The organism is Pedobacter sp. PACM 27299, from assembly GCF_001412655.1.
GTDB lineage: Bacteria > Bacteroidota > Bacteroidia > Sphingobacteriales > Sphingobacteriaceae > Pedobacter.
Genome location: NZ_CP012996.1, coordinates 2,405,789 through 2,422,950, shown reverse-complemented (window position 1 = coordinate 2,422,950; position 17,162 = coordinate 2,405,789). Strand labels below are relative to the sequence as shown.

Here is a 17,162-nt window from a genome sequence, read left to right as displayed (position 1 = left end):
ATAATTAAAGTTATAATTTATTCCAGGCTTTATCAGCGGCACTATATTTTTTGACCACTTTTGCAGGATTTCCAACAGCTACACAAAACTCAGGTATATCTTTGGTAACGACACTACCTGCTCCAATAACGGAATGTTTACCAATAGTTACACCGGCTGTGATCACACTATTCGCACCAATCCAGACCTCATCACCAATTGTAATTTGTTTACGTATCTCTTTTTGCAGACTTGGAGGAATATTCACATCCTCATAGCCATGATTCAGGCCGGAAACTACAATATTCTGAGCCAGCATCACATGATGACCTATATTCACTGGACCAATGATGACACTTCCAATTCCAATCATCGTATGCGCTCCAATAATCACATCTCCAACCCCATTGTTGATGGTTACGAAATCTTCAATTACCGATCTTGTCCCCAATTCAAAATTATTGAAAGGAAAAACATCCATCCTACTGTTATAGCGTACAATACTACCTTTCCCCCTTTTATGTTTAAAAGGGTTAAGAAATAACCTCACCCATAATCTAGGCCTGTGGTCATTTGCAGGGATCAATAACCGATGCGCAATCTTCTTCAGCTTCGGGTTTTCTTTGATTTTATTGATTAGAGACATATAAATGAATAGGTGCTAGGTATGGTATTGTCCAGATCTACTTCTTCTTTCTAATTTCAAGAAAAAAGGCAATTGCAAAGCAGAGGAGACCAGGAATTAGAAAAATTTCGAATGGCATTAGCTTTCTGGTTTATCGTCAAAATTTGGACATAGGTAAATAAAAGCAAGAAACACAGCAACGACCAATGACGAAGGCATTGAATTGATTACTTCATTTCCATAACTACAGAAAAATATTCCTGTACAAGTAGCCATCATGGCTATTGCTTTATATCTTAACCCTTCATTTCTTATATTCCATATAATACCGCAGCCCTGTCCAAAAATATACATCATGATACAGAACCAGGCGGTGAAACCAACAATTCCATACATTGCCCAAACCTTCACCCAATAACTATCCGGTTCGACGGTTGAGAGGAATTTGTCCTTATTATATTCTTTACCCCAGGTTCCAATTACGCCTAATCCCCCTCCAAATGGATGAGTTTTCAGGTACTCTCCAATAATCTTTTGATTATTAAAACGCACATTCAAAGAGGCTTCCTGAGGATCCAACGCTGTTCTTAAGCGATAAATCTGGTAATTACCATTACCGATATACGTGTATTTTAGGATAAAAAAGAACGACAATGCCAATGTGCCACCTATGACCAGCACTTTGATGTTTTTTGTTAAGAATATAGCGAAAAAAGCACCAACCAACAGCGCAAAGAGCGCTCCCCTTGTTCCAGAGATGAGCATGCCATAAAAAGACAGTCCAGCTACAATAAAAAGAATCAGACGCTTCCACCATTTGTAAGGTCCTAAAGCCAAGACCATCGCCATCAATGCGAAGGAAGCCTGAGAAGCACCGAACTGTCCGGCATCACTGTAAAATGAAAATACCCTCAACCTACCCCATAACACGTGAGTAACCTCACCTCCATCAGTTAGAAACTGCTGTTCTCCTGGAGAAAGGCCGATGTATTGCTGCTTAAGCCCGTTCATCGTCGCCAATAAAGACAAAGACAGAATTAAGATCAGGAATAGGTTTAGCTTCTGTTTAGAGTTATAAATTAAAAAAACCAATGGGGTAATCAAAATAGGAAAAAGCCCAGAGCTTCTTATTTCCTGGAGCCAGCCCCTTACACTTGCACCGGCTGGATTGATAATCTCCATGAAGCTAATCAGGAACCAGGCAAGCATCAGTTTGGTTAAGTTATTATTCAGACTTTTCCAATCGTACCTCTTATTTAAAATAACCACTGCAAACCAAGTGAGCAGCAAAAAGATCTCAATTCCAATACCGTAAGGTAAACCACCGATTTCCCTGGCGAGAATTCCAAACAAGAAGCAATATACAGTTAAGGCGGTAAGGCCAACAGCAGGATCTTGAAATAGAAAAATAATGAATATAACGACCAATGCCCCTACAATTAATATCACTGGGGCCAATGGAGATGCAAAGGTCAGCACACTCACCGCAACGGAGAGCAACAAACCTAATAAAGAAATAATCACTGTCCGCCACGTTTGTGATAAGGATGATATAAATCGGATCATTGTGATCGGGGGTATTTTTCAGTTAAGACCAGCGGTCTGATTTATAAAAAATTCAGACCGCTGGTGTTTAAACGCTATTTAATTTTCTTTAATTGAATCTTATTCAGAACCCAACCTAGAAAACCCGGCTGGTCTTTAATATAAGCAATCAGCTCTTTATCTCTGTCTTCTAATGATTTTCCAGACTCGAATACTGCAATATTTTTCTCTGTAAACAGTAACCATTCTTTAGCGATATTAATATCACGAAGGCTATTCACGTCAATAATAATCACATCAAACTCATTTCTAAGCACTTCAAATCCAGCACGCAGATTTTTAGCATTCTGCATTTCAAGTAAGGAAGAATTGTTGTCATTTTTATTCAAAACAGTGATCAAATCTTCCGTTTGAATTTGGCGTTTTACCAGGAAGGTTTCAAAATCCTGACTTAAAGACAGTTCTTTAGAATTTGATTTTACGACCTCAGTTTCCCCACCGATCAATAAAACCTTTTTACCAATCATGGCAAAAGAATAGGCCAGGCTACTTGCAATAAAAGATTTACCTTCTTTATCATTTAAACTGGTTACCCCTAAAATCTTAGTGTCATCACTTTCAAATGCATTAGAAATCTCAAACCGCAGTGATCTCAACAAATCCCTATAGGCTGTGTATTCAGGATTGTTCTTATTGTCATTCCATACATTCCTCATACTAAGGTCCGCATCATTCATATAATTTAGACTTCCCAACACTCTCGAATTTGTTGCCGCCTCCAATTGTCTGGAATCACGTATCGTATTGTCCAATAGGAAAATAATCAAAACAGAAACGAAGCAGATGAAAAAGCTGGCTATTCCTGCTAAGCCAATGTAAATAATTCCTTTTGACGGCATTGGAGGTCCTTCCAATCCAACCTGAGCCAGCTGAAGTTTTAACGCAATATTTTGTTCTGTACGGGTTTGATTATAGGAGTCCAACGAGGCCATATAATCTTTAGTTGCCAATTCAGCATCACGTTCATAATTCTGAATACCTGCATCAAATGGAACCATGCTATTGTACTTGGCTTTCAACATCGCCAATTCATTGTCAATAGACTTAATACTTCCCTTAGCCTGACTTACAGCTGTTTGTAAAGCCAGCTTTTGTTGGATCAAACCTTGTCTTGAGGCTATAGGATTGGTTACATCACCATCAGAAATTCTCGAACTCAAACGATCAATTAGTCTGGAAAGAGAATCTATTCTCTTTTTATCACTCACTTTAAAGTTACCATCGATATAAGCATCATTTGCCTCTTTCAACTGGTTTTTAAGGTTCACGATAGCTCTATTATCAACTGTAGAGTTTCCTTGGGAAAAACTATCACCTGATCGCCCATTCAGTTTGGCATCAATATCTGCAATAGCCATCAGGTTTGCCTGAATCTCTCTAATTGCCTGAGCCTTGCGCTCTTCATTAGCAGAAATCTGCGTATAAACAATTTCAGATTGTTTGTCGAGGTTTAACACCCCATTTTTCATCTTAAATTCTTTTAACGCGGCATTCTTCTCATTCATTGTGCTTTCCTTCTTTTTCAACAAGGAATCCAGTAGCTGAATGGAATTATTTTGATTGGTATTTACATCTCGTCCATAATTATTAATGAATTCTATGGCTAAGGTGTTCACGACAAAAGCAGACAGCTTTGGGTTTTCAGAAACGTAATTAACGTTAATAAAATCACTATTATCAGGTCTGTAAATGTTTAGTTTTTTCTCTAAATCCTCTTTGTTATAACCCATAGAGGACAGGATATCGTATAATTTGAACTTGCCCTTATTGTCCAGAATCGTCACCACGCTTTTTTGCTGCAGCTTTTCATTAAATATCTGTATCAGCTCCTGGCGTTGGTTGTTATCAAGAGAATCCAGTTTAGGACTATAAGGTTTAAAGGGATCCTTCGGGTTTTCAAGGTCATGGAGGATGAGACGATAAGACAGAATGCTCATGATCCTTCTCATTTTCATCCTTTCAATGATATTAGAAAATTGCTGATTTATTTTAAAATAATCAGCATTCTGAGTTCCAGCACCAACTACTTGTTTAGATTGATCCACAAGTCCAGTAGCAATCTGCGCCTCAGAGCTGTATTCCTTAGGAAGATTTTTTACCAGAAAGAAAGTAATGACTGCTGCCGTGATGGGCACCAAAATCAATAACCATTTATATTTATTAAGAACTTTTAAAAATGCTTTTATATCCATTATTAGGGGCTAAAATATTTATCTATTTAACTTCGGAAAGTTTGACACCAATAATTTCTTCCAATGAATCTTTAGCATTAAGCAAATTTACTTCCGCTTGAATTTTTGATGTATTTGCATTCGTCAGGTTAATTCTTGATTGATTATAGGTATCTAACGTAATTTCGCCTTTTTCAAACTTATACAATTGATTATCAGCAACATTCTTGTTATCCTGAACACTTTGACTATAAATTTTCAGCTGGCTTATTTGTTGAATATACGTATAATATCTTCTTTTTACTTCAACAGCCAATGCAAGTTCATATTCATCTGCCTGGTATTGGGCAATTTTTAGGTCAGATTTGGCTTTTTTAGCAGTAAATGGTTTTTGTAAGAAAGCACCAAGATTCACATTAATTCCGAACTGGAATCCATTCACATTATATGGGTTTATAGGATCGATCACAGATTTCTTTTCAGGTCTGTAGAAATAAGAAGCATTAAATATATCCAGGTAAGATAGTGCAGTAATTGGCAATTCAGCTTTTGCTTTCGTTACCGTCTCATTCAAGGCTTTTCTTCTTGGGTAGTTCTGTTTTGCTAATGCAATGTATTTCTCCAAATCAGCATATTTAATATCGCCGATAATTGATTCCTGAGCGTAAGTATCTAGGCTTATAAACATTAATACAATTAATGCCATTTTAAATAGATTTTTCATGATTTAGTGTGGTTAAGAGAATTTGATTTAAGCGTTTATATTTTTGTTTCTAATTAAGATTATGTGTTGAGGCTAAACTTCTTCTTTTTGAATCAATGCAGGAATCGTTTTCAATATAATTTTAAGGTCCAGTAATATCGAATAATTGTCTGCGTAAAAGTTATCTAGTTCCTTGCGTTCTGTTTCGGACATATCTTTCTTCCCTCTTTTGCTGATTTGCCATAAACCGGTTAAGCCTGCAGGGCCAAGGAATCTGGTAGACCATTCATTGGTGGTCAGCTGTTCTGCTTCATATAAAGGCAGCGGGCGATTGCCTACCAGCGACATGTCACCGATAAACACATTGATTAGCTGTGGCAGCTCATCAATACTCGTTTTCCTTAAAAATGCACCCAGCTTAGTTATTCTTGGATCATCTTTAAACTTCACAAAAGCCGCTTTACCATTCTTTTTATCTGATTCATTGGCATATTGGTTCAAATTAGCAATGGAATCCAGCATCTTATCCGCATCACTTCTCATGGAGCGGAATTTATAGAAATCAAAAATGCGATACCCTGCACCTACCCTTTTACTCTTGTAAATTATAGGGCCTTTGGATTCTAATTTAATTAAGATGGCAACAATGATGAACAATGGAAATAAAAATAACAGTGCCATGCCTGATGCAATCACATCAAATGCACGTTTTGCGAAGGGAGTTTGGTATTCCACCTCTACTGTTTGAGCCAATTCCATTAATTTAGGTTTGATTAACTTAAATTTAACTAAAAAATTAAGTCTTTCACAAAAATCTTCCAGAGGAAATGGATAAGTATAATAATCATTGACCTTCAGCTCCAAAGCCTGCTGTCTCCATTTCTTATCTTCTTTGATGCCAAGCAGCACGATGATCAATCCCTGAAGTAAAGGATTTTTCTTAATTTCTCTAATCTGATCGAAGCAATTCTTATTGTCATCCACTTCAATTAAAATAATATCCGGCAAGGTTAGTAAAGACTGCTGATCCAGATACCTTTTAAAGTCTTCAGGATCATCCATTTGCTCTACATTGGCATCAAATTCTTCGGAAATCACACTTTTAAGGAGTTTTCCGAAATGCACAATTTTAGCATTAATTTGAGGACGATTAATTGTAGACGTGTTCATTATGCGATAAGTTGAGCAATTTGAGTTTTTAATGTTGCCGGATTAAAAGGTTTTTCTAAATAACTGTCTATTTTAAACGGCATATTTTTTACTTTTTCAGCAAGATCCTCGGCGCCCGACAGTAAGATTACCGGTGTATTTCTATAGAAGCCACTTATTTTAAGGTTTCTGATTAGAGAACTTCCATCAAAATAAGGCATCATCAAATCAGATATAATCAGGTCAGGATCATTGCCTTCTTCTAACCAGGCAATTGCTTCTATCCCACTTTTTTTAATGATTAAATCATAATCTGCGGCCAAAATGAAACTCAACAGCTTGAGAATACTAAGTTCGTCATCTACAATTAATATGCTTTTTCTGTGACCAGTTTTACTTTCCATGTATTCTTTAGTGTGCGTCTTGCCAGAACTCCACAACAAAAACTTATCCAAATATGGAGCGTGATCTGTTTCAGGTGGTCTGGTTGTACTATTGTTGTTACTGATTTTATCTGTAAACATAATGCTTTTTCTACTTAAACCTTTAATTAAAGTTTCTTTGATTTAAAAAAAAGCAGGAATTATTTAATTCCATATTTCCTACCAGCTCATTTATTTTATATTTATCTCAAATGTCTTCTTGCGGCGTTCACCAGCGGACCATTTATTCAATTCATTAGACACTACCCGACCGAAGGCGTCGACCACCAGCACCCTTATTTTTTGTTCTTCTTTAGAAAGTACCTCTGTCACTAAGGCAAAATCACCAGAATAATAAAAAGCCATATCATTACTTCCCTGATCAATCCCTACCTTATAGTCCTTGCTATTGACTTGATACCTGACTTCACAATTACTGCATTCCACTCTTAAAAGACCTTCACGCTTTAAAATCACATGATCAAGACTATCTAAAGAATTGTCTTTCTTACAGCTGCTTAAAAAAGCAACCATTACTATTAACAATAAGGGAGATAAAACGCGCATTTTCCTGTAATTTAACAAGATATTAAGGGAAAAAACCAAGCCAAGCCTGTATTTTGCGGAAATGAAGGCAAAAATAAACTCATAAACTCAGGCCTAAGCTAATTGAGACCTATTTTCTATATTAAAAATAGCATTGATGATTTGATAAACCTTAGATTAAAGGAGGTTTATTTTCCCAATAAACACCCCATTGTGGGCATTATTCTACAACTATTCACACTGTAGAAATACGTGTTACACCGCCAAAATAGCTTTTAAAGCATCTTTTCTGACCAATAAATAGGGCCTTCACTACGTAGTTTTATTTGTCCATTAAAGAACTCCGTTCTACTGGAAGGTTTGGATACTTCAGGTCATTTTCCCCATCGGGATTCCCTGTTACTCTTTCATGGTCGCTATTCAAATAACTATTGAATGAAAAATCCTCAGAAGAGCCATCGGCGTCTAAACCAAGGTTATTTTTTTCCTCATAAATTCTGTTGCTGAGTTGATTTTTCCTATAATTCATCATATTGTCCCTACAATTCTTTAATTACGACCATTAAACTACCCCTCCTATTTAACTATCCGGAATGTATTTCCAGTTGATATCAAAAGATACCTGGCTTACATTAAGGAGCTAAATCACATCAGCACTAGACCTTAGCCTGCATGATGAACCAAAATGAAAGCCAATTACCTGCTGATCACCGCCTGGCTAAATTAACAAGTCCCTCTAAGATAGGTTTTAACAAAATAAAATTTCCTATGTTTAAAATATGCTCCACCCTCACTTTAAGATTTTGATATTAATATTCAATTCATTATTTTCACCTCGAAATATATATATAATAATATGCGTACAACAGGAAAAGTTAAATGGTTTAATTCTGCAAAAGGGTTTGGATTTATAACTCCAGAAGATGGAGGAAAAGATATTTTCGTACATTTTTCTGCGATTGCAGGAGATTCATTCAGAGAATTGAATGAAGGAGACAGCGTAGAATTCGAATTGAATGAAGGAAAAAAAGGTCCTGAGGCTTCAAACGTAACCGTTCTTTAGTCTTTACATTCATTGTATAAAGGGGGGGATGCTCAGGCATTACCCCTTTTTTATTTAATCAGCAACGCATTCCTATGCAAACCAACTCAACAGCAATTAAAAAACCGACCGTCAGTATTCTTGGCTGTGGCTGGTATGGATTAGCGCTCGCTAAGCGCCTCCTATCTGCCGGCTACCAGGTAAAAGGGTCCAGTACCAGTCCGGAGAAAATGGAACTGCTCGCTGCTCTGTCTATCCAACCTTTCCTGCTCAATTTTCAGGAAGATGCTATAGAAAGTCATCCAGAGTTTTTCCAAACAGATCTGCTGCTGATCGCTATACCTCCCAAAAGGAATACTTCCGAACAGGCCTCCTTTTTAGGGAAAATCCAAAAGATAGCGACTTTAGCACAAGCTCAAAAAATACCACAGGTGATCTTTATCAGCTCCACTGCTGTTTATGGGGAATCTAATGCGGAAATAACTAGCTCAAGTCCGGCAATACCTGATACTGCTTCCGGTAAAGCCATGCTGGAGACAGAACAATGGTTAAGCTCCAATTCTTCTTTTACCACTACCATCCTACGTTTTGCCGGATTAATCGGCCCAGGGAGAAACCCAGGAAGGTTCTTTGCCGGGAAACAGGACATTCCAAATGGACAGGCTCCGGTAAATCTGGTGCATCAGGAAGACTGTGTAGAATTTACGCTGGCCTTGATTGAGCAGGCTGCCTTTGGTCACATATATAATGTATGCAGCCCTGACCATCCCAGTAAACAAGTCTTTTATGTTAAAGCTGCACAACAAGCTCAGTTGCCTTTACCAGCCTTCAATGATGAATTATTAAATTGGAAAATTGTTTGCGGAGCGCCTTCAAATACCGCCTTGCAATATCAATACCGGATCGCTGATTTTTCGGAATGGATGGATCGCAATAAATTTTAAATTGATATATTGCTGCATTTAAGGAATACCGGAATATGAAATTGACCATTTGGGGAGCAGCAAGACAGGTAACAGGGAGCATGCATCTGCTGGAATTAGAAGATTACAAAATATTGGTAGATTGTGGTCTGGATTATGAGAAAGAGACCTATCAAGAAGAGAACCAATACTTTCCATTTGATCCTGCTGCTATAGATGTAGTGATCCTTACCCATGCCCATATTGATCACTCTGGAAATCTACCTACCCTAATCAGAATGGGCTTTGAAGGCCAGATCCTATGTACTCCACCTACGGCTGACCTCGCGGAATTGCTTTTACTTGATTCTGTTAACATTTTTCTAAGTAAACAGAGCAAGCCGAGTAAAGGACGTAGAAAAAGAGGACCAGGTCCGCAGCCGCTCTATCTGCATAAACACGTCATGGATACGGTTGACCGATTTGTGACCCTAAACTTCCATAAACCATTCCGCATCAATGCGGAGCTGAGCCTGGAATTTATCCCTGTAGGTCACCTGCTTGGTGCAGCAGCAGTTGTTTTGACCGTCGAAGATCAGGGAATTACTAAAAAAATAGCATTTACAGGTGATATTGGCCGCAGTAACTATCCTGTATTATCCGATCCTGATCCCATTCCACAAGTAGATTATCTGGTTTCCGAATCTACTTATGGCGGAAGGCTCCACAGCAAAGAAATGAGCCTGGAGGAAAAATTAGTGGCCACCATTCAGGAGTCCTGTATTAAATCCCCCGGGAGGCTGATCATTCCGGCCTTTAGCATTGGCAGAACACAGGCACTCGTATTTGCCTTAAATCAAATCTTCAGTAAAGGCTTACTTCCTTACGTAAAAATATTTGTAGATAGCCCCCTGGCAGAGTCTGCTACCACTATTTACCGTAGACATCATCATTTACTGAATCAAGAGGCTCAGGAATTTTATAAAAACAAGGGGGATGAGTTCGAATTTGAGGGACTTTCTTATGTACAGGATAAACGTGAAAGTATTTCCATTTCCAATTACCATGAACCATGTATCATCATATCTTCTGCTGGAATGCTGGAAGGCGGAAGAATACAAGACCACTTATATTATAATATACAAAACTATTATTGCACCATCCTATTCATCGGCTATTGTTCAAAAGGCACACTAGGCCACCGTTTACTTCGTGGAGATGCTATTGTAAGACTGAGGAACCGGGACTTAATGGTGTACGCTGGAATTCAAAAAACAGATCTTTTGAGCGGACATGGGGATCACCAGGATTTGGTGAATACTGTAAAACAACAAGATCCTATACTCTTAAAACAGGTATTTCTAGTTCATGGCGAAGATAAAAGCACGCAAAGTCTTGCCGAAGCATTGCGGGAAATCAACTATAAAGTCAGCATTCCAGAGCTCGGAGAAATCTTCGATTTATAATAAATGTCTAAAATACTATACACAAATTCCAAGCGTTGATCCCTATTTATGGAAATTCAGCCATTTTTCAAAAACCCAATAACTAGCTCATTATTAATGTATTCTTAATTATTTAACCCCTAAAATGTGTTTGGCAAGATTATTTCAAGGAGGATTGTAGTTCAACAATTGAAGAACGCAAATATCTAATTGAAAAAGAATATGAAATCCAACATTACAAAAGCCGCAATGGTAGTGACCCTATTGGGTGCTTCATCGCAATTATTCGCACAAGATACAACTCCTGACGCTACTGGCCGTTTCGGAAAAAAAGAATTCCGCACCTGGTCAATTGGTGCTCATGCAGGTGTACTTAGCTCAAATACTATTTTTAACGGTGCTAATAGAGATTACAATAGCGCTAGAGAAGCATTAGGTTATGGTGGATACATCAAAAAACAAATCCTTCCAGCTTTAGGTTTACAAGCAGATTTCCTTGCTGGTAAAGTAAAAGGCTCGGGACAGTTCAATCCCCTAGGAACACCTCAATATTTTGGCAGCAACACTACTTTTGAGACGCATCTTGAATGGTCTGCAGCTTTAACAGCGGTATACAATCTGGCTAACATCAGCATTAACAACGAAAATGCAGTATTGATTCCTTACGTAAAAGGTGGTGTGGGTTATATGTCTTCAGGTGCTGAAAACTCTAATGGTACAACTACCGTACAAAACCATTACAAAGATGGATACTTTATCCCTGTAGGTGCAGGTTTCAAATTAGGCGTAGCTAAAGGCATTAACTTAGACTTCGGTTATGATGTAAACTTCACAAAGACTGCTGAATTTGACGGTCTAAACACGGGTAAATTTGATAAGTTCTCTTATGGACATGCAGGTATCGAATTTGCATTAGGTAGCAAATCAAAACCACAATTACAAAACTACAGCTCATTAGCTAACTTACGTAATGAAAGTGCAGAAGAGAGTGCAGCATTAAGAAATGCATTGTCTACAGCTGAACAAAAAGCGGCAAGAGATAGAGAAATCTATGCTAAAGAAATGGGAGATGACGACGGAGATGGCGTAGCAAACAAATTTGACAAATGCCCTGGTACTCCAGCAGGAACAGTTGTTGATGGTTCAGGATGTCCATTCGTTGCAGTAGCTCCTATAATCAAAGAAAAAATCATCATCACAGAAGCTGATCGTAAAGTAGTATCTGAAGCGATTAAAAACTTGGAATTTGATTTAGGAAAAGCAACCATTCGTGATAAATCTTTCCCTACTTTAAACCGTGTTGCGGCATTATTAGTAGAGAAAAACTTCAGCCTTAAATTAGCTGGTCACACAGATAATACTGGTTCTATGGCGTTAAACTTACGTTTATCGAAAGACAGAGCAGAAGCAGTTAAAGCTTACTTAGTTTCTCAAGGCGCTAATGCATCACGTATTGAGGCAGTAGGTTACGGTCCAAACCAACCAATTGCAACCAATAAAACTGCAGCTGGTCGTCAACAGAACAGAAGAGTAGAATTTACATTGTACTAGTTTAATCAACTCATAAGAAGGAAGACCGGCAAGTAATTGCCGGTTTTTTTATGCCCAAAATTAAAAAGAATCCGGTTCGCGTTCCGGGATAAAAACACCTGATACTTTCAATGTATTGCGCAGTTCATCAATGAGGAAACTGAGGATCATGCTTTCCATATCGATCCGATCAATAGCACTGCAGACATTATATTCTTCCAGCTGATAAACAGCGGTAACACTCCCCTTCCCTGCTCCATCTAACATCAGACTATCTGCTGTTAATAAGACATGGCGTACCTTTTCTTTTGTATGGTATCCTTGCAGCATTAATGCTAAAGGCTCTTTATTAGCTTCCAACAACTCAAGTATTGCCTTTTCCCTATCTCTGATAGAAAAATCTGCTGGAAGACTGATCTCTAAATGGTATTGCATGCTAAGTGGTTTTCAGGCCTCATCATAGATGCCCGCTTCAAATATAGAAATCTCCTATCACAAGAAAGGCCTGAGTTTATTAAAACCCAGGCCTTTTCCATACCACTCCTGTTGAGCTTATGCTGCTTTCTCTTTTGGTACAAAAATAATAGAAGCAATTACTGATAAGATCAATACTCCACCTACAATCGACAATGATAGTGGTGAAGAAATATGATAGAATGGCGCAATCACCATTTTAACTCCAATGAAGGACAAGATAATCGCCAATCCATATTTCAATAAGCTGAACATATGGATAAAATTAGCCAATAGGAAATACAGGGCTCTTAAACCCAGGATTGCAAAAATGTTAGACGTATATAGAATTAGTGGATCATCCGGAGCAATCGCAAAAATCGCAGGGATTGAATCTACTGCAAAAAGTAAATCTGTAAACTCAATTACCGCAACCACTACCAATAGAGGTGTGGCTACTTTAATTCCATTTTCTACAGTGAAAAATTTAGCACCGTCAAATTCCTTTGATACTTTAAAGAATTTGTAGATCAAACGTGCACCAGCACTTTTGCTAAAGTCTTTTTCTTCATCGTCATCGTCATCAGCCACCCATGATTTAATACCAGCGTAGACTAAGAAAAGACCAAAAATCAATAAGACAACATTGATGCGAATCACCTCACCAAATAGCGTCATTTCAGGCAAATAGGTTAAGTTAATCAATCCTACACCGGCGAAGATGAAAATTGCACGGAACAATAAGGCACCAATAATACCCCAAAATAACACCTTATGGTGTAGCTCTTTAGGTACTTTAAAAAATCCGAATACCAGGATAAATACAAAGAGGTTATCGACCGACAATGCCTTCTCAATCCAGTATGCCGATTGAAATTGAGTAAACTTCTCAAATCCGGAGGTCACATAAATTACCCCGCTGAATGCCATAGATAAAGTAATCCAAACTACAGACCATATTGCAGCTTCCTTGCTGGTTACGGCATGTGCCTTTTTATTAAAAACGCCCAAATCCAGCAGTAGCATCACGACGACCAGTACCGCAAACCCGATGATCACACCGGGATGATTAATCAAATTATTATCCATGTTAAATTATTGTTTTAAAATTTACTGTGTTAAAAATGCTAAAAAAGATCGGTTTTAAGCATTGCCTTTAAAATATTAGCCTGTACATCAAAATTATTCAAATGTTCCAGGAAATCTATATCTGAAATTTTCAGGTAATTCTCCTCCAAGAGGTCGATAATTTCTTTGGGAATATAAGTTTTTAGTGCCGCAGCACTACTTTCCAGCTTATCATTTTTGTAGGAAAGCTCCTGAATCATCTTTTCCTTTTCTGATAGGTTATTCGTCCAATCGACCTCCTTTAACACCTCCATATCACAAAACAGAAAGAGATTTCTGTTGGGGAAAAAGAGAAAATACCGGTCCACTTCCAGGAACTTATAAACCTCAATGATCATTTGCCCTGACTTTAATCCGCAAAAAAACTCCGTTTTAAAATCGTACTTACAAAGAGTGCCCATTAACTTTCGTTCGATCGTTGCATGTATATTTAAATACACATTTTTAGGATCGTATTGAATCAGTTCAGTCAACTGATCAGGAGTAATGTTATAATAAAAATCTTTAGCATATCTGGAGCTAAATGAATTGATGTTTTTTGAAAAAGGAAAATCGGTACTCAACTCAGACAGTACCTCAAAAAGCTTCCTTAAAGACAAATTGATCTTTAAGGCTTGTTTCTGCTGGTCCAGCTTAAAATTCTTATCTGTAAAGACAGAGTTACTCATTCGCTCTATCAGCTCCTTATTCAGCTCTATTTCATCATAGATCAGGCTGACATTCTTCTCATTATTTTTCTTTATTTTTCTGAGCAGCTCGATGACACTGGAGGTAAACTGGACATGAAAAAGTTCCAGTTTATCAATATCCAATTCTTCATTCTGTTCAAATAGCTGATGTATCACCTGGCTGCGCAGGTATATTTTATAAACCGCTTCCTCCTCAAAAAACACAGAGAGCAGCTGTAAACGGCTGATCTCTGTGCGGGATTCCTTTAAAATATAATTACGGCGGTCATCCATCGATTTTTTTAATTAACGCGCGTCACGTTTTTCTTCAATTCAGATTCCAGAGTTTTCAATTCCCCATCCAATACTCTTCTGCTCTTCTCTCCTTCTTCATGAATTTTCTTCACCTCATTCAAGGTTTCGATCAACGATTGCGTAGTCATTTTCAGCGTATCTAATGATACTACCGTTTTTTCATTTTCCGTCGCCACATCAATACTATTCTGTTTCAGCATTTCTGCATTCTTTTGCAGAATTGTATTGGTCGTATCAGAAATCTTTTTCTGCATCTCTACATTGGCTTTTTGCCTTTGTAAAGCCACAGCAATAGTCAGCTGGTTTTTCCATACCGGAATGGTCGTAGATACAATAGACTGTGCTTTTTCAGCGATAGAAGTATTGTTATTCTGCACCACACGAATCTGAGCCAATGATTGCAGCATGATAAAGCGAACAATTTTCATGTCTGCCAAACGTCTGTCGAGTCTAGTGACGAAATCCCTTAAATCGGCGATCTCATAATCCTCAAAATCAGCAGGTCTACCTTCCATTTCCGCCAGTTTCAGCTTCAATTCTTCATACTTCAGTTGTCCTGAAATAATCAGTTCTTCCATCTGGTGGATATAAGATACATTGTTATCAAACATGGTTTGCAATGAACTGTTGTCCTTGATAGAATTTAAGCGGCCAGCCTTAATTTTATTAGTGATTTTGTCAATATTATTGACCACCACATCATATTTTTGAAAGAGTTTTTTAACGTCAACTACCAGATTCTTCAGAAAAGGAATTTTTGAAATGAAGGATTTAAAACCACTCTGTTCCAATTCGGTAACATCTATATAATTCAGCTCAGTCAGCAGTTCATTAATCAAACCACCTACATCACCGCTATTATAGGTTCTTACAGATGATAAAAAATCATTACTGTATTTCTCCATAGAGTTCTGCGCTTCTACTCCATAATTCAAGATAGAATTCACGTCAGAAGGCACCAGCGACTTATTAATTTCACTATATTTCTTTACCTCTTCCGGGCTGATCGTTGCCAGATCAACATTTCCATCCTTGTCCAGTTTAACCGGAACTGGGCTCAGGCTTTGGGTATTATTCGGGTTTATTTCCATAATTCAATAAAATGTTCCTTTACCTTTAGAGTCTATAGATAGCTTTGTGTTACTGTATTCACGGTTTCTTCTAATTTCTTATCTTTAGTAGGCTCTCCGATCGCATTGAATTTCCATTCTCCGTTTCTCTTATAAAACACCCCTAAAACCATAGATACATGACCAGCAAAACCTGCGCCATTTGCAATATCATAAGTAGCAAACACTTCTCTTACCTGTTTTGGATTTCCTTCATAAATACGAATAGAAGCGAAAGGAATGGTTCCAAAATCATGACCTCTAAAACTATTTAAGACGAATGCTACATATTCTACTGCTGGATTCAGCTGGGAGAAGTCTAAGGTAATCACCTCATTATCCAAGCCATCATCCCCCCCCATATCACCGGTTAAATCGTCACCGCTATGTTTTACTGCACCATCTTTAGATTTTAAACTCCCGAAGTAAACGACATCTACCAGTTGTTTTTTATCATTATATAGGGCACAACTTGCATCTAAATCTACTGCTTCTTTTGTTTTACCAAAACCAAACATGCCTTTTTTCTCAATGGCACCCCAGTTAATTCCTACACAAATATTTTGAAGCTTGCTTCCGTTGCTCTTTTCAAGACTGATACGCTGTCCTTTTTGAAGATTAATTGCCATAATTTTTTATTGATATTTATTTAAATAATCCTGTAAACCACCTTTCATACCCATTCCTACTGCTTCGAATTTCCATTTTCCTTCACGTTTGTAAATTCTACCAAATTCTACCGCAGTTTCAATTGAAAAATCTTCTTCCAATTCATATTTCAAGATCACTTCATTGCTGGAAGCATCAAAAATACGAACAAAAGAATTTCTCACCTGACCAAAATTCTGTTTTCTGTTTTCTGCATCATGAATGGTGACCACAACGCAAATCTCATTAACTTTAGGGTCTATTTTTGTCAAATCTATTTTGATTTGCTCATCATCACCATCACCATCACCGGTTAAGTTATCACCAGTATGTTCTACTGAACCGTCAGGAGAAACCAGATTGTTATAAAAAACCAGGTTTTGATCAGAAACTAATTTCTTTTGATCATCTAACATAAAAATCGAAGCATCTAAATCGAATGCAGTACCCGTAGTAGAACTATTGGTATCCCATCCTAAACCGATCGTAAATTTAGGAGCATCAATGCTCTCCCTTTGTCCTTTTTGCAAATTAATTGCCATATTTCATCAATTTTAAATTATAATCAATCATTAACAATACTGCTTCAAGGGCTTGTTTTTTCCTTACAAATCTGTAGTTTCACAGATTACATTTCTCAAAATCAATCACAATGATCAGTACCTGCAAAATATCATTTTTTAAGGGAAAAAACTAGCTTTTTAATGTAAAAAATAGGTTTT

The 17,162-nt window shown here is 37.5% G+C and carries 18 protein-coding genes; 4 read left to right on the top strand and 14 right to left on the bottom strand.

Features of this window, described 5'->3' with window-relative positions:
- Positions 1-10: 10 nt before the first annotated feature.
- The 8 genes from AQ505_RS10130 to AQ505_RS10095 all read right to left on the bottom strand — a co-directional run bounded on the left by AQ505_RS10130 (position 11) and on the right by AQ505_RS10095 (position 7,732).
- Positions 11-625, bottom strand: a complete 615-nt coding sequence (locus AQ505_RS10130; RefSeq protein ID WP_062548070.1) for an acyltransferase — start codon at positions 623-625, stop codon at positions 11-13.
- A 117-nt stretch (positions 626-742) separates the two neighbouring features.
- Positions 743-2,128, bottom strand: a complete 1,386-nt coding sequence (locus AQ505_RS10125) for an O-antigen ligase family protein (RefSeq protein WP_231635065.1) — start codon at positions 2,126-2,128, stop codon at positions 743-745.
- A gap of 116 nt (positions 2,129-2,244) precedes the next feature.
- Positions 2,245-4,401 (bottom strand): exopolysaccharide transport family protein, encoded by a 2,157-nt coding sequence (locus AQ505_RS10120; protein WP_062548068.1) that lies wholly within the window; start codon positions 4,399-4,401, stop codon positions 2,245-2,247.
- A 22-nt stretch (positions 4,402-4,423) separates the two neighbouring features.
- Entirely contained in the window at positions 4,424-5,104 is a 681-nt protein-coding gene (locus AQ505_RS10115; RefSeq protein WP_062548067.1) for a TolC family protein, read from the bottom strand.
- A 72-nt stretch (positions 5,105-5,176) separates the two neighbouring features.
- A complete protein-coding gene (locus tag AQ505_RS10110) occupies positions 5,177-6,253 on the bottom strand; it encodes a sugar transferase (protein ID WP_062548066.1) in 1,077 nt (358 codons plus the stop codon).
- Positions 6,253-6,756 (bottom strand): response regulator, encoded by a 504-nt coding sequence (locus AQ505_RS10105; protein WP_231635064.1) that lies wholly within the window; start codon positions 6,754-6,756, stop codon positions 6,253-6,255. The genes AQ505_RS10110 and AQ505_RS10105 overlap by 1 nt, the downstream gene beginning before the upstream one ends.
- Positions 6,757-6,846: 90 nt before the next feature.
- The gene (locus AQ505_RS10100; protein WP_062548065.1) at positions 6,847-7,221 is read right to left on the bottom strand and encodes a hypothetical protein; all 375 of its coding nucleotides are present in this window, start codon (positions 7,219-7,221) and stop codon (positions 6,847-6,849) included.
- A 301-nt stretch (positions 7,222-7,522) separates the two neighbouring features.
- A complete protein-coding gene (locus AQ505_RS10095; protein WP_062548064.1) occupies positions 7,523-7,732 on the bottom strand; it encodes a hypothetical protein in 210 nt (69 codons plus the stop codon).
- A gap of 324 nt (positions 7,733-8,056) precedes the next feature.
- Here AQ505_RS10095 and AQ505_RS10090 point away from each other — a divergent pair, with 324 nt between their 5' ends.
- From AQ505_RS10090 to AQ505_RS10075, 4 genes are all read left to right on the top strand, one after another.
- Positions 8,057-8,263, top strand: coding sequence for a cold-shock protein (locus AQ505_RS10090; protein ID WP_062548063.1), 207 nt, complete (start codon positions 8,057-8,059; stop codon positions 8,261-8,263).
- 74 nt (positions 8,264-8,337) lie between these two features.
- Positions 8,338-9,186, top strand: a complete 849-nt coding sequence (locus AQ505_RS10085) for an SDR family oxidoreductase (protein WP_062548062.1) — start codon at positions 8,338-8,340, stop codon at positions 9,184-9,186.
- A gap of 35 nt (positions 9,187-9,221) precedes the next feature.
- Entirely contained in the window at positions 9,222-10,610 is a 1,389-nt protein-coding gene (locus AQ505_RS10080) for an MBL fold metallo-hydrolase (protein ID WP_062548061.1), read from the top strand.
- Positions 10,611-10,811: 201 nt separating this feature from the next.
- Positions 10,812-12,140: an OmpA family protein gene (locus AQ505_RS10075; RefSeq protein ID WP_062548060.1), complete on the top strand. Its 1,329-nt coding sequence runs from the start codon at positions 10,812-10,814 to the stop codon at positions 12,138-12,140.
- A gap of 60 nt (positions 12,141-12,200) precedes the next feature.
- On the opposite strand, the gene AQ505_RS10070 is transcribed toward AQ505_RS10075, so the two are convergent.
- The 6 genes from AQ505_RS10070 to AQ505_RS10045 form a co-directional block, all read right to left on the bottom strand.
- Positions 12,201-12,554, bottom strand: coding sequence for a hypothetical protein (locus AQ505_RS10070; protein WP_062548059.1), 354 nt, complete (start codon positions 12,552-12,554; stop codon positions 12,201-12,203).
- Between the two features lie 117 nt (positions 12,555-12,671).
- Positions 12,672-13,661 carry a TerC/Alx family metal homeostasis membrane protein gene (locus tag AQ505_RS10065; protein ID WP_062548058.1) on the bottom strand — a complete coding sequence of 330 codons (990 nt, stop codon included), beginning with the start codon at positions 13,659-13,661 and terminating at the stop codon, positions 12,672-12,674.
- A gap of 38 nt (positions 13,662-13,699) precedes the next feature.
- The gene (locus AQ505_RS10060; RefSeq protein WP_062548057.1) at positions 13,700-14,662 is read right to left on the bottom strand and encodes a hypothetical protein; all 963 of its coding nucleotides are present in this window, start codon (positions 14,660-14,662) and stop codon (positions 13,700-13,702) included.
- A gap of 8 nt (positions 14,663-14,670) precedes the next feature.
- Positions 14,671-15,774 (bottom strand): toxic anion resistance protein, encoded by a 1,104-nt coding sequence (locus tag AQ505_RS10055; protein WP_062548056.1) that lies wholly within the window; start codon positions 15,772-15,774, stop codon positions 14,671-14,673.
- Between the two features lie 32 nt (positions 15,775-15,806).
- Positions 15,807-16,421, bottom strand: a complete 615-nt coding sequence (locus AQ505_RS10050; protein WP_062548055.1) for a TerD family protein — start codon at positions 16,419-16,421, stop codon at positions 15,807-15,809.
- Between the two features lie 6 nt (positions 16,422-16,427).
- Positions 16,428-16,982 carry a TerD family protein gene (locus tag AQ505_RS10045; RefSeq protein WP_062548054.1) on the bottom strand — a complete coding sequence of 185 codons (555 nt, stop codon included), beginning with the start codon at positions 16,980-16,982 and terminating at the stop codon, positions 16,428-16,430.
- Positions 16,983-17,162: the final 180 nt, after the last annotated feature.

Excerpts from the sequence above, each read along its gene's own strand:
- AQ505_RS10130 (WP_062548070.1), bottom strand. The coding sequence starts at position 625 with ATGTCTCTAATCAATAAAATCAAAGAAAACCCGAAGCTGAAGAAGATT.
- AQ505_RS10120 (WP_062548068.1), bottom strand. The coding sequence starts at position 4,401 with ATGGATATAAAAGCATTTTTAAAAGTTCTTAATAAATATAAATGGTTA.
- AQ505_RS10115 (WP_062548067.1), bottom strand. The coding sequence starts at position 5,104 with ATGAAAAATCTATTTAAAATGGCATTAATTGTATTAATGTTTATAAGC.
- AQ505_RS10110 (WP_062548066.1), bottom strand. The coding sequence starts at position 6,253 with ATGAACACGTCTACAATTAATCGTCCTCAAATTAATGCTAAAATTGTG.
- AQ505_RS10105 (WP_231635064.1), bottom strand. The coding sequence starts at position 6,756 with ATGTTTACAGATAAAATCAGTAACAACAATAGTACAACCAGACCACCT.
- AQ505_RS10100 (WP_062548065.1), bottom strand. The coding sequence starts at position 7,221 with ATGCGCGTTTTATCTCCCTTATTGTTAATAGTAATGGTTGCTTTTTTA.
- AQ505_RS10095 (WP_062548064.1), bottom strand. The coding sequence starts at position 7,732 with ATGATGAATTATAGGAAAAATCAACTCAGCAACAGAATTTATGAGGAA.
- AQ505_RS10090 (WP_062548063.1), top strand. The coding sequence starts at position 8,057 with ATGCGTACAACAGGAAAAGTTAAATGGTTTAATTCTGCAAAAGGGTTT.
- AQ505_RS10085 (WP_062548062.1), top strand. The coding sequence starts at position 8,338 with ATGCAAACCAACTCAACAGCAATTAAAAAACCGACCGTCAGTATTCTT.
- AQ505_RS10080 (WP_062548061.1), top strand. The coding sequence starts at position 9,222 with ATGAAATTGACCATTTGGGGAGCAGCAAGACAGGTAACAGGGAGCATG.
- AQ505_RS10075 (WP_062548060.1), top strand. The coding sequence starts at position 10,812 with ATGAAATCCAACATTACAAAAGCCGCAATGGTAGTGACCCTATTGGGT.
- AQ505_RS10070 (WP_062548059.1), bottom strand. The coding sequence starts at position 12,554 with ATGCAATACCATTTAGAGATCAGTCTTCCAGCAGATTTTTCTATCAGA.
- AQ505_RS10065 (WP_062548058.1), bottom strand. The coding sequence starts at position 13,661 with ATGGATAATAATTTGATTAATCATCCCGGTGTGATCATCGGGTTTGCG.
- AQ505_RS10060 (WP_062548057.1), bottom strand. The coding sequence starts at position 14,662 with ATGGATGACCGCCGTAATTATATTTTAAAGGAATCCCGCACAGAGATC.
- AQ505_RS10055 (WP_062548056.1), bottom strand. The coding sequence starts at position 15,774 with ATGGAAATAAACCCGAATAATACCCAAAGCCTGAGCCCAGTTCCGGTT.
- AQ505_RS10050 (WP_062548055.1), bottom strand. The coding sequence starts at position 16,421 with ATGGCAATTAATCTTCAAAAAGGACAGCGTATCAGTCTTGAAAAGAGC.
- AQ505_RS10045 (WP_062548054.1), bottom strand. The coding sequence starts at position 16,982 with ATGGCAATTAATTTGCAAAAAGGACAAAGGGAGAGCATTGATGCTCCT.